Genomic DNA, 22,751 nt, shown 5'->3' with positions numbered 1-22,751 from the left:
GTACTATACTCACTCGTTGGCGCCAACTCAACGTCGATATTGGAAGCGTGAGACGCGATTCCGTACTCATATTGTCGAATCAACCTCTGACGATTGATCTTTTTTAGATGCTGAATCCTCGCTACGCTCACTCCCGTCATCTCCATATTCTTTTTGTTCAAGACCCCGTCTGCTTTCTTCTTTCAGTTCGTCCCATAGCTGCTGAACAAGATCATTGAAAGCATCAGTCGACATCGTATCGTCGTCACGTGGACGCGGAATCTCGTTTTCAACAATTGCTTTGAAGCGCCCGGGTCGAGCACTCATTACAGCGATTCGATCAGACAACTGGACTGCTTCATTGATATTATGTGTGACAAATAGTATTGTGCTTCCAGTTTCCCGCCAAATCCGGAGTAGTTCTTCGCCAAGAATCAATCGAGTTTGTTCGTCGAGCGCACCGAACGGTTCATCCATCAACAGTACATCTGGATCCATCACAAGTGTTCGGGCAATTGCTACCCGTTGGTTCATCCCTCCAGAGAGTTCGTTCGGGTACGTATCTTCGAAGCCTGAAAGCCCGACGAGATCAAGCATCTCTTGTGCCCGTCTTCGCCGCTCAGTTTCGTCCATACCATTCATACGTACCCCGAATTCAACATTTTCGATGACTGTCAGCCAAGGAAAGGTACTATGATCTTGAAACACCATCCCAATACGGGGGTGTGGTTCAGTAACGGGTTTATCTTCTAATCTAAGTTCTCCTGTTGTTGGGTTTATGAGACCGCCTATGATTTCGAACAATGTGCTCTTTCCACATCCAGTTGGACCAATTATAGAAACAAATTCTCCCTCTTCGATAGTCATATCAATATCTTCAAGCGCTTTGACTGTGCTCTTTCGATCATCGTCTAACCCATATGTCTTACTGATATTATCGATAGTTAACATTGTCATTTTTAATTTGTTTTGGTGAGTGATGTTCTTAGAGTCAACTATTCAGCCTCGCTGAGATCTATATGTTTTTCATCCTCAAGATATGATTGGTCGATAATCTCAGACCATTCAACGTCATGATCGATCAGTCCAATGTTCTGCATTCCCTCCTCGATTAGTTCAAGACCTTCTACAGAAAATTCACCAGTAGCATAGTAACTATCCACGTCTGCATTCTCAATCGCCATTTCCATGACTTCTGTATCAAATCCCTCATTGTAGGATGCGTAGATCTCGGCCGCTTCCTGAGGATTATCTCGGACAAATTCGACTCCTCGATTACGCGCTCTAATATATCCCTCAATGGCATCAGGATCGTTTTCGATTGTTTCCGGTCCTACGATGATAACGGTCTGCATAAACTCCGGAATATAATCCGCTGCTCGGAACACGACTTGCCATTGTTCTTCACCTGCCTGTTGACTCGAAAAAATGGGATCCATGTTTGCTGCAACATCAATCGCTCCTTCTTCAAGTCCGGTTAGCCCTTCGCTGACTCCACCCATTCCTTGGAACTCGACGTCATCGACGTCTAGTTCATCTGCTCTCGCAACTGATAGCGCCCCTGTATTTTCGGTCACGGAACCGGCACTCGTATACCCAATCGTACCACCTTCAAGATCTGCCATCGACTCTATTTCTGAGCCCTGGGGTGCAACCCAGTTGATAGTCCCCGGTGTGTTAACTGTCGCGGCGACGATCGTAATATCCGAACCAGCGTAATACCCGTTTACTGCTCCTGGTGTTGCGACTTCACCAAATGGAAGTCCCCCGGTTACGACGTTTCGAACAGTTGTTCCACCACCCTCGCTACCGGCAATACCCTCTATTTCGACACCCTCCTCCTCAAAATATCCGTTTTCCAAAGCAGCCTGATATGGTGGGTTGTACATCAAGAGCGGCCAATGCGTGACTGTCACTTCTGCTGAGAAGGTACCATCTCCGGTGGCTCCACCTACGAGATCATCTACACAGCCTGACATAGAGCCACTTGCTACTGCTGCTCCAGTTCCACCTAAGAAGCGCCGACGTGAAAGCGCGGAGTCTAAGTCGCCATTCTTCTGGTTGCCATGTTTCATGGTAGTCTATCACAATCGACGATTGATTATGATTCTTCTACCAACCAGTGTAGGGCCTATTAATAGTATATGAATCAGAATAAGACTCTCTGAGCGAGTACATCTACAAAAACACCCCACTATTGGTGGGTCGGTTTAAGTCCTCAAGTCCTCAGAAGGTCAATGAATTCTCCAAGCCACTGCTTCCTTGATGCTTGTGCTTGGTAGTACCGCCAAGCCTTAACGAGTATTTGATTGAGACAGAGTCTTTCCGTATTCGATCAACCCACCCGCCTCTATGATTTCATTAACGAAGTCGGGATAATTGTTGATCTCCATTTGATCGTCAGTCGTTCTATTTTCCACGATGTAGTCTTCTATATGGACCTCCACATCATCGCCAGCAGTCATGCGATCGGTTGCATCCGAGACCGTCAAAACTGGGAGGCCGATATTGATCGCGTTTCGGAAGAAAATCCGGGCAAATGATTCAGCAATAACTGCATCAACACCAGTTCCGAGAATCGCCAATGGTGCGTGTTCACGCGAGGAACCACAGCCGAAATTACTCCCAGCCACGAGCACATCTCCTGGTGTGACACAGTCGGCAAACGTTGGATCTGCACCTTCCATGCAGTGATCGGCGAGTGCAGTCGGATCTGCAGACGTGATGTGCTGTGCAGGAATAATCTGATCTGTATCAATATCATCACCAAAGCAGAACGCTTGTCCCATCTATATCACCTCTCGAGGATGTGTAATTCGTCCTGTAACTGCGCTTGCTGCGGCCACTGCTGGACTAGCCAAATAGACTGCGCTAGTTGGGTCACCCATTCGGCCTGGAAAGTTTCGATTGGTCGTTGAGATAGCAACCTCGTTTTCATCAAGAACGCCTGTCCGCATTCCGAAGCATGCACCACACCCTGGATTCTCCATCGTTGCTCCAGCTTTGAGGAACGTCTCCGTCCATCCCTCGCGGATAGCACGTCTTTCAAGGCGCTGTGAACCAGGTGTTACAATAAGTCGCACTCCTGTAGCAACCGAATGGTCCTCAAGGATAGCCGCAGTAATCTGAAGGTCACGCTTACGGCTATTCGTACATGAGCCAATTACTGCTTGATCAATTTCGATGTCGGAAACTCTGGTATCCGAGATTGGAACGACATTTGCCGGACTTTCTGGAATTGCAATTTGTGGCTCCAAATTCTCGCAATCAATTTTTATTTTCTGTTCATATGTTGGGTGTTTAGGGGTATGTAATTTAAAATCTTCATCAACACGTTCATTAGCATACTGTTCTGTCACGGCATCAGGCTCAACTATCCCCGTCGCACCACCTGCTTCGATAGCCATATTCGAGAGGGTGAGCCGACCGTCCATATCGAGAGCCCGAACTGTCTCGCCACCGAATTCTAGTGCATGACCGACAGCGCCATCTGCGCCGATGTTAGCCAGCAATGCTAATACGAGATCTTTCGGTTCGGTCCATTCGCCTATTTTACCAGTGAAATTGACCCGTGTTGTCTCAGGAACTCGCAGCCACAGCCAGCCAAACGCCATTGCAAAAGCAAGATCCGTACTTCCAACACCGACAGCGAACGCTCCTAGTGCCCCTTCAGTACAAGTGTGACTATCAGCACCTACGACGACGTCGCCTGGTTTCACGAGACCATCTTCTGGGATAACAACATGCTCTTGCCCTTGCCTTCCTTGCGGGTAGAAAATCGTACCATGCTCTTCAGCAAATGCTTCACATGTAGAATAAAGCTCAGCAGCGTGTTCATTATGTGGCGGGATCAAATGATCCGGTATAACGGCGATAGCATCGGGATCGAATACGCTACCGACCCCGAGCTCATTGAACTCTTTGATCGCTGCTGGGAGTGTCATATCATGCCCAAATGCAAAGTCAACCGGAAATTTCTCAATCATGCCCGGCTCCACAGGAGCTCCCAGCTGTTTAGAGAGAATACTTTCGGCAATTGTTGGCATAGCACATAACTCTACAGATAGGACGATGAGGTTTTCCCCAATCAACGTTGGTACTTTAATTACTATAGCAGGATTTCTCCAAGAGATATCTAACGGTAGTAAACGAACAGCTATTTGTTGTGGAAAGTATCGAAATATATGATCACTGCACACAGTACCGAGGAAATCGAGGATATACTTGGGTTCGTTCCCTCGTATTTATCTATCGATAGTATTCCCACAGAGTATCGTCGACTCCTCTGGGAAGAATCCAAACAGATCCTACTGGCAGAATGGAACGAAGATGCCGCTTTGAATGTCGCAGCAGCCACGAGAGATCAACTTCATACACCAGTTAAAGAGGTAATCGAACGTGTTGTTGATCGCCGAACAGTCCCTGACCCACACATATACAATGTTGTTCCATTCTTTTCATTTGTAGTCTTTCGGCTAGGATTATCAGTTGCTGCCTGTCGATATCGTCTTGATGGTCAGTATACGCATAAGGCTCACGCTGAGGCTACGGAATACGGATCGATAGATCTGTTAGAAAAATCATATGATACTGAACAGTTACGTCCTTCTGCAGTCCACGAGGGACTTCAAACTACTATTCCTATTGCTCCGGATTTCCCAATAATCACACCGACTGATGCCAACAGACAGATCTCTAATATTTATAACGACCTTCGTACTGCTCTCCGTACACCTAACGTGAATACAATCTTTCAGGCATTAGCTGTGGATCCCGAGTTTCTATCCAAAGTCGTTGCGATCCAGCTTGCTACCTACAATCGTGTTCCTTCCCAATGGCGGCTCGAACGATGGATCCGAAATCAGTATGCTACAACATTACTAGCCAAATCAAATCATAGATCACACCGGCGGACTCTACGATCGATTGGGTATGAATCTCACTCTATCGATAGGTGTGCAACCCACATTCGTGCGTTTCACGAGAATATTGGTACGCTTGCAACAACACTCCTTATCGCGGCTACTCTTCTTGAGCACTCTACATCAGGAAAGTAATTATTATCTAATGAAACTATATTATCTCTCTTTGTTCTACTTTTTGTTCAGCTTCACAGTGATTCACTCTCTCTGGACACCTTCAAGCCCCTATAAGAAATCCATTTACAAGCGCGATAGTACATAAATAGCCAACACTCGGTGGAGCAACTGCCTTTCGTCATAAGAATGTTGGTATCATAGAGCACTATGGAAGCAAGAGAACGAACGGGTCCATTGGACGGGCTCCGTGTTATCGATATGTCAGGGATGATCAGCGGAGCGTTCGCAACGACGATGCTCGGCGATTTCGGTGCGGATGTCGTTATGGTTGAGCATCCTGAAATTCCAGACTCAATCCGGGAATGGCCACAAAAAGCTAAAAACGGTGAGTCACTGTCGTGGAAATCTCTCGGTCGGAACAAACGTTGTATCACGCTTGACCTCGGATCTGAAGAAGGGCGAGAGATAGCTCTTCTACTTATTAAAGATGCTGACGTCGTCTTCGAGAATTTTCGGCCGGGAACAATGGAGCGATGGGGCCTTGGACCAACCGATGTGCATGCGGTCAATGAGGAAGCGATCATGGTACGTCTTTCCGGGTACGGGCAGACTGGGCCCAAGGCAGAAAAGCCGGGCTTTGGAACTGTCGCCGAAGGAATTTCAGGATGGGCGCATGCAAATGGCTTTCCTGACAGAGAACCACTTTTGCCACCGATCAGTTTAGCTGATCTGACAGCGGCACAGTTTGCACTTCAAGCAACATTGATGGCGATATTTGAACGGGACGTTGGCCGTGGTGGGAGCGGTGAGGGACAGGTAATCGATGTCTCGCTGATTGAACCACTCTGGCGACTTCGATTTGGAGAAGTAGAGGCTTACGACCGGATGGAATACGTTCGGGAACGAACCGGCAACCGACATCCAGGAGCCGCACCACGAAATATCTACGAAACAGAGGACGGCTATATGACACTGTCTGCCTCGAATCAGAAAACATTCGAACGCGTTGCTAGGGCAATTGACAAACCAGAGCTAATTAACGATCCACGATTCGTCGACAATGAAACTCGCGTTGAGAATGCTAAGGTCCTCGATCAAGCAATCGAAGACTGGACAAAGCAACGAACCACTGACAAAGCGGTTGAAGTCTTTGAAGCACACGACGCAATTGTTGGACCAGTATATGATATGGCCGATATTTTCGAAGACGAACAATACCAAGCACGCGATAGCATCATCGAGGTCGAAGATCCAGATGTTGGCTCAATTAAAACCTTTGCTCCGATTCCGAAGTTCTCACGGACACCCGGTGAAGTAGAGTTTCTTGGTCCACGACACGGCGAACATAATGAAGACGTCTATCTCAATGAACTTGGTATGAGCAACGCAGAATTTGCAAAATTAGAGGAGACTGACGTCATATGATGCTAAATGATGTGACACTTCGTGAAGGTGACCAAATGCCTGGCCGCGAGTATACTACACAGCAAAAAATCGAAGCTGCACGAATGCTAGACGATCTAGGACTACCATACATTCAGCCAGCGTTTCCTGCGACCGGCGAAAAAGATCAGACAGTTATCAATGATCTTTCAGGTACAACCGACGCAAAAATCATTGCCCTTGCACGATCTCTCGAACGAGATATCGACGTAGCGGTTGATGCCAATGCAGATATTGTAGAGACCTTTATCTCCGTCTCTGATAGACATCTCGAACATCTCCTTGATACCAGCCGTGAAGAGATGCTGACAATGCTTACTGAGGCAATTGAGTACATTATTGATCGAGGTGTGACACCGCATGTTACTCTTGCAGACGCATTCCGAACTGATCATTCTAATATCCGAGAAGTTTTTGAGACAATTCCGGACGTTCCTTTAGTCACTCTCGCTGATACTGTTGGGGCACGAACCCCAGTAACCGTCGAATCGTATCTTACTAGTCTCGAAGACGATATCGATCTATCTCGTCTTGGCGTTCATTTTCATGATGACCTGGGATGTGCAACAGCGAACGTTCTGGCAGCCTATCAAGCTGGGGTAGCAAAGGCAGACGTAAGCATCGCATCACTCGGCGAACGTGCAGGAAACAGCGCACTTGAAGAGGTTGTTGCTGCCTGTGCCGTTGATCTCAATGACGATCTCGATATTGAAACTACTAAACTTGCTCCCACTTGTAAACAAGTTCTTACAACACTCGAGGAGACGCATAACGATCGAAAAGCTGTACTCGGTGAGAAGACAACCGAACATGAATCTGGAATTCATACAGCAGCTATGCTCAGTGATCCTGCAACGCTTGAGCCGTACGATCCTGCTATATTCGGTGGCATCCGCAAACTTATATTCGGGAAACCAACCGGAAAAACAGCGATACGCAAGCTGCTTGAACGTGCAGATATTCAGCCAACTGAGGACCGAGTCTCTACATTTGGGACTCTGCTCACCGAACAAGGCCCACTCGATCAAAACGAGGCACTCGCCCTCGCAACACAAACGTTCGAGGACAACTAATTGCGGGAATACAAACTATAGATCATGGGGAATTTTTATAGTGAGTGAGTCATTATCACACTAGCGGACGCAACCGATGTTTCAAGCCGAACTGCAATTACAACAGGAGAAGTCGTGCGTACTAGACGACTTTGCGGAACACTTCGAGACATCATTTAATATCGCTATCGAGGAGCTACATGACCACTTAGTCACGTTTGTTATCAATATTGACCAACCACGACAGCAACATTTAGAATTTTTTTCTAAATGTAGTAGTGTAAAAAATGTCGATCAATTTGATGAAAATAGTTATCTTGTTACAAAAGTGTCGTGTGGTGCTTATTCTGCAATTGATCGGAATCACTGTATTCTTCGTCGAAATAGTTCTATTCATCCAAATCGACGGGTATATACAGTCCTATTTTTCCGCCGAGAGGATCTCAAAGCGATGATCAAAGATTTCGATCGAATTGGAACGGTAACACTAGGAAAGGTTACAAAATTCACAGAACCTGAATCACAGTTGACGGACCGCCAGTTGGAGGTTGTCCAGTGTGCACTCGAGAGCGGATACTTTGAGTGGCCACGTGAAATTAACAGTGAAGAGCTCGCCGAGAAACTCGATATCAATCGAGCAACAGCATTAGAACATCTTCGAAAAGCAGAGTCGAAACTCCTAGCTGATGCACTCGAGAATCAAAAACAATCTAGGACCTCACCGCCACAGCCTAACTTGGATACAACTCAAATGGATCACTCACCTAGTTAACTTTAGAAAACACTTTGACGCTTGTAGATCATTAACAGTTTAGCAAAATATCTAACTAAAGATATTTTCGATTAAAAAGAATCAAAGGTAGCGATGTCCTTATGCAACATCGGCGATTTCGAAAGGCAACTGTTGCACAAGGTTCAGTTAGTCGCTCAGCTTCCAGCGCTGTCTCTTCCACACTGGGAAATTCTCCGGCTCCGGCTCGGGTTCGGGGTCGGGATCCGAGTCGTGCTCCTCATTGGGAAGAGCAGGGCCAAGGTGCTCAGGACAGAACTTGGTTCCAGGTATCGCCGCTGAACCGCACGGCCCACCTTCGTCGTTGGTTGATCGATAAAACGACGGTCTTGGATCCGGGCTGTGACCCGAATCAGGATAGTTGGGGCGGTCGTCGGTTTCGGATGGTCAGGAGTTGTTTTTCTCCTAAAATGTACTATAATTCTCGTCAGTTATCCGTCGCACATGGCTGCGGCGTATTCCGCTTATTGAGTCCCAAACGAGATCGATACCTGGTCGGCCGAGACAGTTCATCATAGCTACTTCTCTCTCGGTGAGCTATATAATTTATCTATATATCTGAGAAAAATGCGTGTTCTGTCTTAAGAAAAAGACTACTGCAGTACTCTCGAAACCAGTGCGTCAACAGTGAGCAAAAAGAGGGCGCATAGTTCGAACCAACCACTCCACGCACGCCCTCCTCTCCTAGTCACAATGCCGAACAACCTTACCCTGGTGTAGTAGTAGAGGGAATAGAAACAAATTCGCTGGTTCTGCCTTCATGAGCATATCATACCACGGTGTGATTACTCAGACACTGCCTTGTGCAACGGCTGTCTTTCACAGAGAGATGACCGTTGCACAAGGCCCTGAATCGAGTGGCCCCCGTCGAGCATCCACAGAATTGCGTGTCGTCGGCCGTCGGGTTGTCAGTCCCGTAAACCACGCTAGCTAACGTAGTCGACGGGCGGGCAAATCTAGTGGACAGGGGCCGCCTACAGCGCGCCGAACCCCTCAGGTGGACGGCGCAGGCTCGAGGTCCGTTCGTAGGCTGAGGCCATCCCAATCAGGGCCGGTTCGGCGAACGGCTTTGAGAGAAACGAGAGTCCGACCGGAAGCGCGGGATCGGAGGTGTACCCCGCGGGAACGGTAATACTAGGAAAATTAGCCGCGGGGCTGAACGTCCGCATGGTGGGGCTTATCGCGTCGGGAATCTCCCGGTCCTCACCGACAACCGCCGGCGTGCGGTTGTCCGTGGGGTAGACAAGCGCGTCGAGGTCGTCGTCGGCCAGCACGGCAAACATCCCCTCGCGGAGCGTTCGCTGGTCCCGCAGCGCCCCCAGATAGTCGACGTTCTCGTCGAGTCCCTCCAGGTCGACCTCAAGGGCCGACTCGAACAGCCCGAGGATCGACCCTTCGATTGTCTCGGAGTCAAGGACCTCCTGCATCGAGTCGACCGGCGCCGCGTCGCCGAGACTCTCGAGGTAGGCGTTGAACTCGCGGCGGTACTCGTAGGTGATGAGGTCGCCGGCCAGCTCGCCCGCGATCTCTTGGAGCTCCTCGGGAATCTCGACGGGGTCGACGATCGTCGCACCGCAGTCTTCGATCGTTTCGAGGCCCGATTCGAAGCGCTCGACGACCTGTGCGGGCTGTCCGACGTCGATCCCGGTCTCTTCGGGATCGTCGGGGATGAGCCCTCGAGGGACGCCAACCCGGATGCCCTCGAGCCCGCCGGGTTCGAGGAACGACGTGTACGGTTCCTCGGGGATGTTACCGACCCCTTCGGCGGTGACGGGATCCGCCGGATCGTAGCCGACCATGACGTCGAGCAGCCGCGCGGCGTCGGCGACGGTTCGGGTCATCGGTCCCGCGGTGTCGAGAGTGCTGCTGAGCGGGATGATTCCGTCGCGGCTGATCAGCCCCGTCGTCGGCTGGACCCCGACCAGCGAGTTTGACGTCGACGGACCTAGTATCGAGCCGCTCGTCTCCGTCCCGATGCCGACCGTCGCGAGGTTCGCCGCGACCGACGCCCCCGTCCCCGCGCTCGAGCCTGACGGATTCCGCTCCGTGTCGTAGGGATTGTACGTCTGGCCGCCGAGGGAACTCAGCGAGCCGGAGGCGAACTCCCCCGTATTCACCTTCGCGAGGACGACCGCACCGGCCTCACGAAGGCGCTCAACGACGAAGGCGTCCGCGGGTGGGACCGTGTCTTCGAATAGTACGTTCCCGCCCGAAGTCGGTAGGTCCGCCGTGTTGAAGATGTCCTTGACCATCAGCGGGACGCCATGGAGCGGACCAACGGGGCCCGACTCCGCGAACGCCTCGTCGAGTTCCTCGGCCCGGTCGACCGCACCCTCGTTGAGTGTGATGACCGAGTTGAGTTCGTCGTCGTAGGCGTCGATCCGCTCGACGTAGCGTTCGGTAAGTTCCCGCGCAGTTAGTTCGCCATCTTCAAAGGCTGCGTGTACCTCTGCGACGGTCGTCTCCATCAAATCGAATGACTCAGACCCCGAGTTTCCCATGGCAGCGGTGCTAGCTACCAGACTCCCGGCACCGGCGGCGCCCGCGGCTTTCAGCACGGACCGCCGGCTGAGGGGCAAGCTGCGAGCCGGTGTCTTGACCCTTTCCTCGTTTGTCGATTCATTGTTATCTGGATGTATTTTTACTTTTTCCCCATTAGATAGCGTGTTAAACGCTATGAATATCAATCTTGGCTAACCGGAAGAAACGTATTGTGTTTTTATTTTCGGACAAGCTATGTGTTCTCGCACTACTCTATAGTCTATAATAACTAATATTTATTATTGATAGCTTCGACTAATTATTTTACACAAACATAACATATCTATTGGTACATTAGGCGGGTTCTCTACCTCTTGACGATGCTGCACAATTGCCTACCAGGGTAAACGCGGTGCTGGTGCCTGCACACGCCGCCCTGATATGTGATGCTGGGCCCGTCACACGTCTTATTGATATAGCAGACCTGGTAGACGCTCCTGCTCTCGCTGTCAACGTCGAACTCGCCACTTTCGCCGGAATACCGGTCGATGCTCATACTCTCGGTGGCTGCGCGGATTGTTCGCTTCTCGATAGCTTCTTTCGTGGTCGCAGTGTTGCTTTACATGGGTCTTGGACCAGAGACCTTTGCCCGCCTGTACCAGCAGGCGGGCGACCATTCATTTCCGTTCCAAGTCGCCCCCGAAAAGCGGGTCTGTTTCTATCAATAGTTATTATACCCAGTGTCATGGCGGTCGTCCGTAATGGCTTGAGAACAAACTTGATCGGATCATCACTGATGCAGAGGACTCCTCTCGGAGATCTCCAATACTGACTCCACTCTCTCAACGAAAGAGAAGCGGACAGTCGCGATGTGCCGGCACATCCATGACCTCCCGCTTACCGTTGGCATTCATCCGAGAGCTCGGCGTGATATCCATGCCGCGATCGAGAGCATCATGGGAAGTCTCACCGACTATCTCACGGAGACGTACACGCCGCTGATCCTCGACCGACTCGGGTATGAACCATCGCCGAGTAACGCGCATCTCTTCGTCCCGATTGGAGACGCCGAGCAGCACCGTCGTGAGGAGGCTGAGCGGAGGCAACTCCGCAAATGGACGTCCTCACAGAGGCGATTCCAGCAACGGATGGTGGTACGTCTGAGTGACGTCTCCGCCGGGTAGCTGTCAAGTGTGATTTCTGACCTTGTGCAACGATAATCCGTCTAAGAGAGTGAGTGTTGCACAAGGCTAGCAGTACCAACTGAAAGAGATTTGTTTATCCTCGCCCCGTCGTCAAAGTCCGGCCCTCGTTGTCGTCTAACCGCGATATCTACATACCAATAGAGATCGGGACGCTGTGTCATGCCAGAAGAATACGGAACGTATGACTATGAAGCGGGCTCCCGGCCCTGAGGCCACGGCCGGGAGCGGGAGGGTGGCCCTCCCGTGAAATAATAGTAGCAACTACACATTAGTTAACAGGTGAATAACAAGTATTTATTTGTTGATTTACAGTATCGCCACTATCATATTGAGTGCTCTGTTGTAAATAATATAATACTAATTCCAATAAAGCACTAATATATATGGTTCTCTAGCTGCTATTGATATATGCTCAGGTGTGGATGACTAGTACTGAGAGACGCACGGAAGGCGTTTCAACTGGCTCTCTGCTGGTACTCTAAGGAAGGGCATGCACGCCTGAGCGCCTGCGGTGGAGCGCAGGAGTCAACTATGGCCTCAGTTCTGCGCTCTCATTTGGGCGTGTACCCTATGATTAGACACATATTACTGGTTATTAAATCTAGCACCTAAATGGACTGTCGTTACTGAGACAAGTGTATGCTGATTTATAGTAGGGCTTACAGTGTTGAGCTGAGCTAGTTGTCTCGGCTGCGAGAAATTGGAGAACACTGCTCAGACATCTTGTGCAACAGACGTCTTTTACAGAGGACAAGTGTTGCACAAGGCTTGGTATTCTTTAGTTCGGACCACGGCTGCCATCTGGCGTTGAGTACACTCGAAGCTCTACCCGCCTCATTCGCCGATAATGACGGGACGCTCTCTGGCTGTCCCAACTGTTTGAGCGCGACGGCGACCAAGAACGGGAACGCAACTGGCCACTGAACCGCTCAGTGACTATCGACTATTGCAGCATCATCAACCGGTCCCCGCAGACATGATCGCCTCTCCAGTAGCGGAGGCTCGCTGGGTGATGATAACGAACCCGTCTTGATGCCTACCGGCTTGCTAGCAACCCAGCAGCTCATATGGATACAGTGATCCGAGGAACCACTCGCAGCCATCGATTGCGATCTGGTGAGTGAAAGTGTACCGTGGGACAGATAGACAAAGCATATAACAGCCGAAACGAACCCACAGACTGTAGCCGGTGCCTGACGTACATATCGGCAACCTGACTGATGGCTACTGGGCTACACGTGGATGAGTCCTGAGACGGCGTGAGCACCCGTCTCAATCCCATTTTCTTAACGACCCGCTCCCGATTCGGGTTTACGTACTTCTCGCGATAAGGAGTGAAGTACGAGGTATCCTGCAGAGGTCACAACCGAAATCAGAGTATCAGCTCTAGACGAATCAATAGACGGTTCATACCTAGCTCAGCGGTTCGATCCTCGCTGCAACCCCCTCACCAGGACGGAGTGTCGGTGTTGGACGCAGATCTCGTAACTCGCGAGCTTGGACCCTGATATCAAATTCCTGTGTCAGGCGAGCTAGCGAAAGTGTTGCTCCCGATAGTGCAAACTGCGACCCGATACACGCGTGCGGCCCAGTGCTGAACGGGAAATACGCACTCACCGCGTTCGGGGACCGGCGCTCCCACCGTGATGGATCGAACTCAGTCGGATCGTCGAAGTATCGTTTATCGCGATGGACAGACCACTGCGGAAGGATTACTGCAGCTCCCTCCGCTACTGCGTAGTCGCCTAAACGAACGTTTTCACTTGCCTGGCGGAACACTGCCCACGCCGGTGGATACAATCGAAGGCCTTCTCGATACACGCGGCGGGTATAGGAAAGATCTGTGAGATGCTTGTACTGGGGCCGTTCATCACCGAGCACCGTATTCGCCTCACTGCGAACCCGCTCTCGAATCGCGGGATTCTGCGCAAGTAGACCAAGTGTATAGGTCAGACTGAGCGCGGTCGTCTCATGCCCCGCGATGAGGAACGTTGCGACTTCGTCACGGATCTGATTCTCCGTGTACGTGATCTCCGGATCCGCTTCAGCGCGTAACAGGAGCGCAAGCATGTCCCGTGGCGGCTGATCCTCATCTACTGGCGCTAACGTGGACCGTCGTTGCTCAATGATCTCCTCGCTCAGGTTGCGAATACCTTCAGCTGCTCGCTTGAATTCTGGCGAGATGCGCTGTGGAAGCCAGTTCGGACGGACAGTCGATGGTGAGAACTCGAATTCGATTCCGGCGATATGCATCCACTCGTGGAACTGTTCTGCTCGCTCACGGCCGAGGTCTTCACCCAAAAGAATCTCCGAGGCGACCCGGATCGTCATTGCCGTCATTTCTTCGTGCAAATTCCGCGTCTCCGGTGCCCCCGTCTCACGCCACTCCGCTGCGAGTTCGTCGACCATCTCACCGACAGCGTTTGCGTAAGCAGTGACCTGTTTTCCCCTGAACGCTGGTCCCATAATTGAGCGCTGTTGACGCCAGAGCGTGCCTTCACTTTGAACGAGTCCCTGTTTGGCGATCAGGGCGGCAGGTCCTTGTGCAGGAACCCGACTGAACGCCTCCGGACGCGAGAGTACCTCGTGAATCAACTCCGGATTCGTGACGACAACCAATGGCGCTCGGCCAGGAATGGGAACTGAGACAATTTCCTCGAATCGACCTTGCATCCCTTCGAGAAAGCGAAACGGATCCGACCCGAATCGGAGTGCGTTAAGAATGCCAGCCTCCGGTGGGTGCGGGATTGCCTGTTGCATATGACGATATACGGTTACTCTATCTTGATTCTATTGTTCACCAGTGCTAGCGACGGAATCCTCTTCTGGTAAAAACAGGGAGAGCTGGGCAACGGACACTTGGCGATTAGTCACTCGAAGCAACCGCGTTTTCAAGTGGACGAGCGATATCGAGATAGCTGTGTTTGCGCCAGATAAGCTCGCCCTCATCAATTTGATACGCACGCGGTGAAGTGAGATGTTCTCGCTCCCATTCTGGTGACCAATTCGCTTCGCCTTCGAGAGCACTCGAACACTCATACCACATGACCCTCGCACCACCGTCCCACTGGAACTGCGTCCACCTCATCGACTCAGGAAACGCTGAATCCTGAATGGCCGATGGAAATACTGTTGGATCATCATTCACGGAGGGCCCTGTGTTGAGTTGACTGAGGTAGCAGAGTTCTTCTCGGAGTTCACGAGCAACCCACTCCGGAAGTTCGATGGAGTCTCGCGATTCTCCGAAAATACACGGCGCCTCATCGTTGAAACGGCCAAATGTAAGTCGTGGTTCTGCGACTCTCGGAGTTTGGTAGGGGAGCATGAAGGACGACGCTGGATCAGAGGGAAGGACGAGGTTCCCCCACGTACCCTGTTTAGTGGTTCCGATTACGTGCCACTGAATTCGTGGCTCGTGGATAGAATTCGTATAATGGACTCCGACCTCGATATCGCCGTTTTCGAATGCAAAAGAATGTTCATACGGCGTATCACCCCGGTCCTGATTCATACCAGGAAACATGGCCTAGCACTCCTTAGCGATTGTCATTAGACAAAGCAGGTATTACAGTAGCTTCAAGTGAATTATTTATTTTACGATAAATGCGCTGAAGTGCGTCGCCAGGAGGTCTCTCAGCCTCATCCAAGTACTCATCATAGAGACTGGCGGCCCATTCAATAATCTGCTCATTACCCGCAAAGATCGAGGCAGAGACCCGACTTACATCCTCTAGATTTGCAGGACCAAGAACTGCCCACTCATCGTCAAACACGACCAATCCACAGGGGACCGAGCCGGGATCGATATGCCATTGAACGTGGTCTGCGACAAATCCTTGCTTGATGTATTTGAGCTCCTTAAGCCCAGAAGGGGAATTACCGAGTACCGATTCTGGACTAACGACATCGACCGTTACACCTGCTTCAATAAAGGGGGAGAACGCTTCTGCGAATTCGGCATCGAAATAGGTCGAGAACATGCGGATATAGTCAAACGAGTCCTCCTCAAGATCGTTGAGGAAATTCAGGTAGGCGTTCCGACCTTTGAATGGGCTAGTTGGAGATGCTGTGACGACGCGCTCTCCCTGAAGATACTGTGCTGGGAGGTCTCTGCATTCAGTCTCTAAATTCCGCAAACACGCATTTTTGTCGAGGACTTGTTCAACAGTGCTCTCGAATCGGTGGTACACTCGTATCGTCGATTCACCTGTCGGCGTCAGCTCGTAGCACCCGTCGCCATTTTTGCTAACCCAGTCCCAGTCTCGGAACATGAACATCGCGCGCTGAATCGTCGATCGGGAGGGCCCTTCTTCACGCAGATCAGCAAGTCCAGCAATACGTTCAGGCTGGTTACGAAGAACTCGCAGAAGGGGAGCACGGTACTGTGAGTTCGCCAGAAACGCTAAATCCTCTCTCCCAATACGATCAAGCGTTCGTTGGTACTCTCTATCGACGATCGCACCTGCAGCAGTGAGCTCGAACGTACCTTCAGTATGTTGCACAAGTCCTGGCTTAGCTAAGTTAGTCAGATTACGGTGGATAGTAGATCGATTTGCATCATACTGAGTCGCTATCTCCTTTCCTGTTTGTGCATCAGATTGAACCGAGTGAAGCAACTGAGCAGGATCGATAGCCTCCCTTTGGCGTTCTTGAATTAGATCACTAACCTCCATACTGTCCTTCCCAAGTGCAGGTCCTAAATATCTACTATACGAAAAAAGAGAAGGAATATCTAACTGTATAGCACATCAATTAGATTTCCAATTGAAAAATTGATTTTCCGAATCACATGTGCACTGGCTACACTCCGTTGCAGCACGTAACTATAAACTAGTCACGGCAGAACACCAGGTTGGATGTAGAGGAAAACCACTGTACAGCGGCGATATACTCAAGCAAATGATCCATCTCGCTAGTCACAGATAGGAGAGTGAGAGTACACGTACGCAGGTACAGAACGTCTGATTTCATCGCTTACTCCCGTTGACGGGGATTCCCACTCGTGCTCAATGTGAAACCTGGGCCTGCGAGCGGGTCCCCCGTGTGAGGAGTGCGCCAATGAGCGGTGAATACCGGCTGGATAGTACGCAACCGATATGCACGCAACCTAGCATGACGCCAACAACACCACGGTACCCTGGGGATAAAGGTTTTCTCACGGTACCAATCGACGACGTACAGCTCACGACAGAACGACTGCGGTACATCAGCGACAGCCAACTCCACGAGTTCCCTCCCTCGACACCCTCACTGCTCTTGCTACCACGAATCCCGATGACAGAGGTGCTCGCCTAATGCGAGTCGAGATCGACACCGATGTTACGCAACTCGTCGCCGGCACTCGACTCCCTGCCGAATCAACGTGCACCCACTGCAACCACACGTTCGAGGCAGGCGATCGCTGCACCATACAGGCGACCCGGCAGGAAGATGCTACGACCTACACCCTTTCGCGACTCTCCTGTCCGGACTGCGCCCCCGAGGCAATCCTCTCCCCGACGCTTGGATATAGCGAACACCTCTGTACAGCACGTCTCTCAGGAACAGCACATGCTGAGTCCCTCAGGTTCTCGGACCCGCAACGTATCCAGACGAGCACGCCAAGCGAGGGCTCGACCAACACAGACGATCCAATAACCCTCGTCCCAACCGCTGAACTCCCGGATCTCACGAACACGATCTACCATCTCGAGCGCGACGACGAGCAGGCAACACCACTGTGTAACTGTTCGCCCGACGCCGGATACGCTCGGGTTGCACTCGGTGATCTCGAAACAACGAGTGCACACTGCTGTCGGACCTGCCTCACCGTCTATCAGAACGAACACGAGACGAACCCTCGGATAACACAGGGGCCTTCGCTCGCGCAGATCGAGACGAGTGATTCATCTACCGATGATTCGGTGATCATCACTCAGCAAGCCATGAGCCCGATCACGCGCACGTGCGTGCAGGCTCAGACCCGCTCCCAGGAGTAGTCCACACGCGATGTGCGGCTACTCCCACAGCGTGAGCGCTCGCTGCCGACCGAGAGGCCCACCTCTAGCCAGCGAGGCCTCTCCGCCCATCCACGCGTTCGTATCGGCCGCCAGCCACGAGACAGGCCTGACCGTCTCACTATCAGCTGAACTCTCTTTCCAATGACCGACGCTACGACGACCGCAAGCATCGCTACTGATCAACCGACGACCAACACCTCCACGCTTGAGACCGTTTGTGAGCGTCTCAATCAGCTCACCGTCCGTGTCGACGAGCTCGAAACAGAGCTCACACAAAAAGACAAGCGCATCAACAAACTCGAAGCGGAACTCACACAGAAAGACGAGCGCATCGATGATCTCGAAAGCACGGTCACCGAACAAGACGTTATTCTGGGCGCGGTCAGAAAGAAAACTGGCAACACGCGTGCGATGGTGCAAGAACTCCAGGAACGCGAACTCGAGAAAAACGCGCACCTGCGTTGGGAGAACGTCTATCCCCATCGGAAGGAGCTTGAGATCTCCGCCGAACACTTCGAGAAGTTCACGAAGGACGATGGCGAGACCTACGCCCGCATTCCCGGCAGCGACGACCCACTCAATCGCGGCGGCAAGCCCACACTCACGCCGGGCGATCTCCTTCCGATCCAGCAACTTGCGCGGATGGATGACGATATGCTTCACTCGGCCGCCTCATCGAAACCCGTTCGCCTCGCTGCCGAAGTCTGGCAGGATCACGAACAACACCAGAGCAAGCTCTGGAATCAGGGCTGCAATGGCGTTCGCGAGTACATCGATGCCGGCGAACTCGCCCAGTGGCTCAGACACAACGAACCGGGCGTGAACAAAGAATACAGCCAGAAACTGGCCGGCCGAACGATTGACGCCTTACTTGACCTCACAAAGAGCCGGCTGTACATAGAACGAAAGAATCGCCGGAAGGACGGCCTCTCGTACAAGGAACGTCGTGTCGTCCTCCCGGAAGAATCGGAGATCCCTGGAGAGACAACGTTCGAGACGGACTCTCCGGAGACAGCTGACGTCGGTGGCGAGTGATGTCCCCGGGCCCTAATCTCCGCGAGAGCGGGTCAACCCTCTAACAGGACACGACTCTACTCCCACGCAAGCGGTTGGTTGTACGGTACGATTACTAGTGGGTACGTTTCTTGAACGGCTGTTGACGGCTCTAGCCAGGGACCCCCTTGAGAGGTTCCCCTCCCGACACCGGCTGTCCATGGAGTGGTCCTGCTACAGATCGTCTGCGAGCAAATCCTCAATGAACCGAAAGCCGTTCATAAACGTGATCGAGTCACCATATCCCTCACTAGCCAGGACGGTTTCAGCTCCTTCACCAGCGGCACTATCAGTTGTGTAGATGTAGGCCTCGGTCGCTGTCCCTGTACTGAGATGCTGGGCCGCGAGCGCAGCGAGGGCGGCATCAGCCCGCTCGACCTCGTCCGCTGGCCGGTCGTCAGCGTTCGCGATGTATCGTTGAACCCCATCCATTGCTCGGGAAACAATGGGCTGAGAGAACTCAAGTGGCGCCGCAACTGTTGTCCACCCTTCTTTGATCGCTGTATCGACGGGCGGTGTCTGGACGGCGGGATCGTCGGTGGCAAGTTCGTCATACACCCGCCCAGGGAGGACGAACGTGATGTCGTTGCGGCGGGCAAACCGTCGAACGGCTTGATACCGGCTGTTCGATGACTGGCCCATTGCAACGAACAACCCAGTATCAGCAATATGGAGACGGCTCACGCGTCGTCAGTCGCATCGTGGTCGTCAACGCTAATCGCCTCAAGCGACGCTCCCGCCTCCTCGATCTCGTAGTAGTCGTGGACGACGGGACGAAGTGCTTGGAGAATGATCTCCGCAGCCAGTGGTGAAATGTCGAGGTCTTGGGCCATCAGTCGATGGGTTGTCTCACCCTGTTCCCGCGCGACGGCGTAGGTGAGTGCTGTCGCGAGGCCAGCGATACCGTGACGGTCGATGTACGTATCGATATCGCTGTTGGTCTCGCGTCGTCCGACAGCGTCGATGAGTGCCGGCGTGATCGTATACTCTCGATCGCCGGCGGCCGCCGTGACAGTCAAATCGATCTCGCGGGCGGCGTACCGTCGAGGCTGTTCCTCATGTGTGATCTCGACAACGCCAGCCTCAACGAGCCGATTGACGTAGGTATAGGCAGTTCCCTGGGCGAGTTCGAGATCATCGATGACATCTTGAACGGTCGCCTCACCCTCGTGATCGAGATAGGTGTAGAGGTGGGCCAACTGGGGGTCTTCAAGCAGGCCTGCAACGGAGAGGAAATCGCGGACGATGTCACCGTTCGTCCGGTTTGAGGTGCGTGACATGAGTTCGATCCCGATTACAGATTACAGCGAAGCAGTAAAGAATGTTTGGTATGCACGCGTCTCTTCGTCAAGTGTGAGATACCTTGTGCAACAAAACCACTTCTACAGTGTTGTTGCACAAGGCTCCAGTCGACTCATATCCCATCTACCGCCCGTATTCGTGGTCAAACCTGACGATCGATGATGACGACATCATGTTCCTCGAGGGATTCACCCGGCGAATCGCTGAGGAACTCAGCGCCGACGAACTCGATCCTTTGCTGGGACGACTGAAAGACTGGGTTGAGAACCCGATCACCCGCAAAATCATCGCGATGCGTGGCGCCGAGGTCACGCTGGGCCAGATCGTCAACGAGCAGAAGATCTTGATCGTCAACAACGACCTTCCAAAGGAAGCGAAGGTCATGACCGCCAATGCAGTGGTCAGTGGGATCTGGACGGCCGTCACCTCCCGGAAAGATCCCTCTGAACAACAGATGATGGAACTGGCAGGTATGGACGACGTCGGCAGCGAGTATGCTCCGTTCTTCCTCGCGATCGACGAGTGTCATTCCGTTCTCACTGATGGAGACGAGATCGAGACGATGCTCATGGAGGCCCGCTCGAAGAAGCTCGGCTTGATGCTCTCGACCCAGGTCCTCAGGTCGCTTCCCGATGATGCCGCTGACGCAATTATCTCCAATTGCAATACGATCCTCTCGCTCACGCCAAACCATCCCGAAGAAGCGCGTGAAATCGCGAACCGGTTCGGAGGGATGGATACCGAGGATTTGCAGCGAACACCCGACTACCATGCACAGACTCAGCTCAACAGTGAGGACGATCCGTTCCTGGCGAAGCTGATCCCGCCCTATCCGCCACGGCACACGATCGAAGAAGCCTATGAGCTGATCGTTACCTCGCTCGAGAACTACGGCTCGCCAGTGCAGAGTGGCGAGGAGATTCTTGACGAAATGCACTTCGATGCCGGTGGGGCAGTTTCGTCCAGTACAGCTGAAGCAACAGCTGCTGAAGGAAGCGAGGAACAGGTAGACATAACGAGCGATCCCGCCGAACAAGCATTGTACGAAGCGGCCTATACAGTGCAAATTAAACAGGACGCAATCGGTGAGTTCGTCGAGAGCGAGGCAGTGAAAGACGAATGGCAGCGTCGAGCCGGTGAGCTTGGCTTCTCATCGGAAGTCTCGAATGTGATTGAGCAAGCACCTGATGAGTATCTTCAACGCCAGCGGCGAGATGGTGACTCGGTGATGAAGGTGACACCCGAGGGCCTCGAGTATGCCGGACTAGCCCAGGATACCGGCAGTAGCGCGAGCGGTGGCGGCGACGAACACCGCTGGGTGCTCACAGAAGCCTACCGAGCGTTCACGAAACTCGGGATGTTCGTCGAACTCCCGACTCAAGAGGGCGAGGAAGATCCAGATGGAATCGCCGACCTCCCAATCGATCCAATGGCAGCCGAGAATATCCGCGAGGTCCACGCCCGTGAGGAGCGACTTGCAGAGGAGTATCCCTACCTCGCTGAGCTTACGGATGGATTGAACATCAGCATCGAGGCCGAGACCTCGACGTTAGAAAAGCCAATGCAGACACTAACAAATCTCCGAAAAGCAATCGATGAGCACAAGCTATGCGTCTTTGCCTGTAAGGACGGGAGTGCGAAGCACGGCCGATTCGACTACTGGCCGCGGCGTGGTGAGGGGATTATCTACAATACCACAGGCCGAGGTGCGAATCGGACGATCAACTACGATCGGATGACGTTCGCTGCTGACGTTGATGAGGAGGACAATCGGACGTTCTACAACAAAGTCGAAACACTCGCGGTCGCATCGGACACGTACGCCCTGCGTCCGCGAAGTGAGGCGAATCTCGTCTGGCGTGAGGAAGGCCAAGAGGTCGTGATGAGTGATGAAGGCGGTACTGAGCACGCTCGCTTTGAGAGCCTTGAGGCAGCGGCTAATCCCTCGAAATCAAACGTCCCTGCCTACTCCGAGTACGATGCCTCTGAGCGCGAGTACACGGTTCGAGCCAGCGGTGAGAAGCTGGTCTATGGCTCGCGCGAGGAGTTAGAAGACGACTGGATGGTGGTTCGAGCGCCGTTCATTCCAGAAAACGAATTCGATCGGATGCCGACACCGGAGGACTTCCTGTTCGTGGTGTTCCCCGACGATGACACGGAGGAGTACACCGAGCCGATGATCAGTGAACAGGGCAAGACTCGGCCGCTGCTACCCACGAACACTGCCTGGGAGACGAAAGAGAAAGTGGACACGAAGGAACCAGCAGACGATTCTACCGATATGGAAGCGGAGACAAAGGAGACTGACGAGCAAGCTCAAGCGCCACCGCAGCAGGAACCATCGGAGAAGGAGGACGAAGACGATGGAGTGAGCTTTGCCTGGTCAGGTCGCTAACTTCAGTACTGCA

Annotated in this window: 17 protein-coding genes; 7 read left to right on the top strand and 10 right to left on the bottom strand. The window is 52.3% G+C overall.

The genetic code is table 11. The features are described from left to right. Positions 1–66 precede the first annotated feature (66 nt). From EAO80_RS04370 to EAO80_RS04355, 4 genes are all read right to left on the bottom strand, one after another. A complete protein-coding gene (locus tag EAO80_RS04370) occupies positions 67–930 on the bottom strand; it encodes an ABC transporter ATP-binding protein (protein WP_211330634.1) in 864 nt (287 codons plus the stop codon). A gap of 44 nt (positions 931–974) precedes the next feature. Then, positions 975–2,054, bottom strand: a complete 1,080-nt coding sequence (locus tag EAO80_RS04365; protein WP_122088760.1) for an ABC transporter substrate-binding protein — start codon at positions 2,052–2,054, stop codon at positions 975–977. A gap of 219 nt (positions 2,055–2,273) precedes the next feature. Continuing rightward, positions 2,274–2,768, bottom strand: a complete 495-nt coding sequence (locus EAO80_RS04360; protein ID WP_122088715.1) for a 3-isopropylmalate dehydratase small subunit — start codon at positions 2,766–2,768, stop codon at positions 2,274–2,276. Then, positions 2,769–4,025, bottom strand: coding sequence for an aconitase/3-isopropylmalate dehydratase large subunit family protein (locus EAO80_RS04355; RefSeq protein ID WP_122088714.1), 1,257 nt, complete (start codon positions 4,023–4,025; stop codon positions 2,769–2,771). It lies immediately after the preceding gene. Positions 4,026–4,163: 138 nt separating this feature from the next. On the opposite strand from EAO80_RS04355, the gene EAO80_RS19490 reads away from it, so the two are divergent. From EAO80_RS19490 to EAO80_RS04340, 4 genes are all read left to right on the top strand, one after another. Continuing rightward, positions 4,164–5,036: a hypothetical protein gene (locus EAO80_RS19490; RefSeq protein ID WP_162993880.1), complete on the top strand. Its 873-nt coding sequence runs from the start codon at positions 4,164–4,166 to the stop codon at positions 5,034–5,036. A 189-nt stretch (positions 5,037–5,225) separates the two neighbouring features. Beyond that, entirely contained in the window at positions 5,226–6,443 is a 1,218-nt protein-coding gene (locus EAO80_RS04350) for a CaiB/BaiF CoA transferase family protein (RefSeq protein ID WP_122088713.1), read from the top strand. After that, the gene (locus EAO80_RS04345) at positions 6,440–7,534 is read left to right on the top strand and encodes a LeuA family protein (protein WP_122088712.1); all 1,095 of its coding nucleotides are present in this window, start codon (positions 6,440–6,442) and stop codon (positions 7,532–7,534) included. Before EAO80_RS04350 ends, EAO80_RS04345 begins: the two co-directional genes overlap by 4 nt. A gap of 76 nt (positions 7,535–7,610) precedes the next feature. Beyond that, on the top strand, positions 7,611–8,285 hold the full coding sequence (locus tag EAO80_RS04340; RefSeq protein WP_122088711.1) for a helix-turn-helix domain-containing protein: 675 nt from the start codon (positions 7,611–7,613) through the stop codon (positions 8,283–8,285). A 992-nt stretch (positions 8,286–9,277) separates the two neighbouring features. Here EAO80_RS04340 and EAO80_RS04330 read toward each other — a convergent pair. From EAO80_RS04330 to EAO80_RS04310, 4 genes are all read right to left on the bottom strand, one after another. Next, positions 9,278–10,771, bottom strand: a complete 1,494-nt coding sequence (locus tag EAO80_RS04330; protein ID WP_211330633.1) for an amidase family protein — start codon at positions 10,769–10,771, stop codon at positions 9,278–9,280. A gap of 2,631 nt (positions 10,772–13,402) precedes the next feature. After that, entirely contained in the window at positions 13,403–14,749 is a 1,347-nt protein-coding gene (locus tag EAO80_RS04315; RefSeq protein WP_122088707.1) for a cytochrome P450, read from the bottom strand. Between the two features lie 106 nt (positions 14,750–14,855). Next, a complete protein-coding gene (locus EAO80_RS19485) occupies positions 14,856–15,500 on the bottom strand; it encodes a hypothetical protein (protein ID WP_162993879.1) in 645 nt (214 codons plus the stop codon). Between the two features lie 25 nt (positions 15,501–15,525). After that, entirely contained in the window at positions 15,526–16,662 is a 1,137-nt protein-coding gene (locus EAO80_RS04310) for a helix-turn-helix transcriptional regulator (protein WP_162993878.1), read from the bottom strand. A gap of 621 nt (positions 16,663–17,283) precedes the next feature. Between EAO80_RS04310 and EAO80_RS04305 the strand changes: the two genes are divergently transcribed. Continuing rightward, complete coding sequence (locus EAO80_RS04305) at positions 17,284–17,967, top strand: hypothetical protein (protein ID WP_122088705.1); 684 nt, start codon at positions 17,284–17,286, stop codon at positions 17,965–17,967. Positions 17,968–18,129: 162 nt separating this feature from the next. Then, entirely contained in the window at positions 18,130–19,023 is an 894-nt protein-coding gene (locus EAO80_RS04300) for a hypothetical protein (protein WP_122088704.1), read from the top strand. 192 nt (positions 19,024–19,215) lie between these two features. On the opposite strand, the gene EAO80_RS04295 is transcribed toward EAO80_RS04300, so the two are convergent. After that, the gene (locus EAO80_RS04295) at positions 19,216–19,725 is read right to left on the bottom strand and encodes a hypothetical protein (protein WP_122088703.1); all 510 of its coding nucleotides are present in this window, start codon (positions 19,723–19,725) and stop codon (positions 19,216–19,218) included. Further along, entirely contained in the window at positions 19,722–20,321 is a 600-nt protein-coding gene (locus EAO80_RS04290) for a DUF7437 domain-containing protein (protein WP_122088702.1), read from the bottom strand. The genes EAO80_RS04295 and EAO80_RS04290 overlap by 4 nt, the downstream gene beginning before the upstream one ends. A gap of 194 nt (positions 20,322–20,515) precedes the next feature. Between EAO80_RS04290 and EAO80_RS04285 the strand changes: the two genes are divergently transcribed. Next, a complete protein-coding gene (locus tag EAO80_RS04285) occupies positions 20,516–22,738 on the top strand; it encodes a TraM recognition domain-containing protein (RefSeq protein WP_122088701.1) in 2,223 nt (740 codons plus the stop codon). Positions 22,739–22,751: the final 13 nt, after the last annotated feature.

It is taken from the genome of Halalkalicoccus subterraneus (assembly GCF_003697815.1).
Taxonomy (GTDB): Archaea; Halobacteriota; Halobacteria; order Halobacteriales; family Halalkalicoccaceae; genus Halalkalicoccus; species Halalkalicoccus subterraneus.
Note: the sequence above shows the minus strand (reverse complement) of the source record. Positions and strands in the feature narration are given on the sequence as shown.

Coding starts and splice junctions, on each gene's coding strand:
- EAO80_RS04370 (WP_211330634.1), bottom strand. CDS start 930: ATGTTAACTATCGATAATATCAGTAAGACATATGGGTTAGACGATGAT.
- EAO80_RS04365 (WP_122088760.1), bottom strand. CDS start 2,054: ATGAAACATGGCAACCAGAAGAATGGCGACTTAGACTCCGCGCTTTCA.
- EAO80_RS04360 (WP_122088715.1), bottom strand. CDS start 2,768: ATGGGACAAGCGTTCTGCTTTGGTGATGATATTGATACAGATCAGATT.
- EAO80_RS04355 (WP_122088714.1), bottom strand. CDS start 4,025: ATGCCAACAATTGCCGAAAGTATTCTCTCTAAACAGCTGGGAGCTCCT.
- EAO80_RS19490 (WP_162993880.1), top strand. CDS start 4,164: ATGATCACTGCACACAGTACCGAGGAAATCGAGGATATACTTGGGTTC.
- EAO80_RS04350 (WP_122088713.1), top strand. CDS start 5,226: ATGGAAGCAAGAGAACGAACGGGTCCATTGGACGGGCTCCGTGTTATC.
- EAO80_RS04345 (WP_122088712.1), top strand. CDS start 6,440: ATGATGCTAAATGATGTGACACTTCGTGAAGGTGACCAAATGCCTGGC.
- EAO80_RS04340 (WP_122088711.1), top strand. CDS start 7,611: ATGTTTCAAGCCGAACTGCAATTACAACAGGAGAAGTCGTGCGTACTA.
- EAO80_RS04330 (WP_211330633.1), bottom strand. CDS start 10,771: ATGGAGACGACCGTCGCAGAGGTACACGCAGCCTTTGAAGATGGCGAA.
- EAO80_RS04315 (WP_122088707.1), bottom strand. CDS start 14,749: ATGCAACAGGCAATCCCGCACCCACCGGAGGCTGGCATTCTTAACGCA.
- EAO80_RS19485 (WP_162993879.1), bottom strand. CDS start 15,500: ATGAATCAGGACCGGGGTGATACGCCGTATGAACATTCTTTTGCATTC.
- EAO80_RS04310 (WP_162993878.1), bottom strand. CDS start 16,662: ATGGAGGTTAGTGATCTAATTCAAGAACGCCAAAGGGAGGCTATCGAT.
- EAO80_RS04305 (WP_122088705.1), top strand. CDS start 17,284: ATGCGAGTCGAGATCGACACCGATGTTACGCAACTCGTCGCCGGCACT.
- EAO80_RS04300 (WP_122088704.1), top strand. CDS start 18,130: ATGACCGACGCTACGACGACCGCAAGCATCGCTACTGATCAACCGACG.
- EAO80_RS04290 (WP_122088702.1), bottom strand. CDS start 20,321: ATGTCACGCACCTCAAACCGGACGAACGGTGACATCGTCCGCGATTTC.
- EAO80_RS04285 (WP_122088701.1), top strand. CDS start 20,516: ATGTTCCTCGAGGGATTCACCCGGCGAATCGCTGAGGAACTCAGCGCC.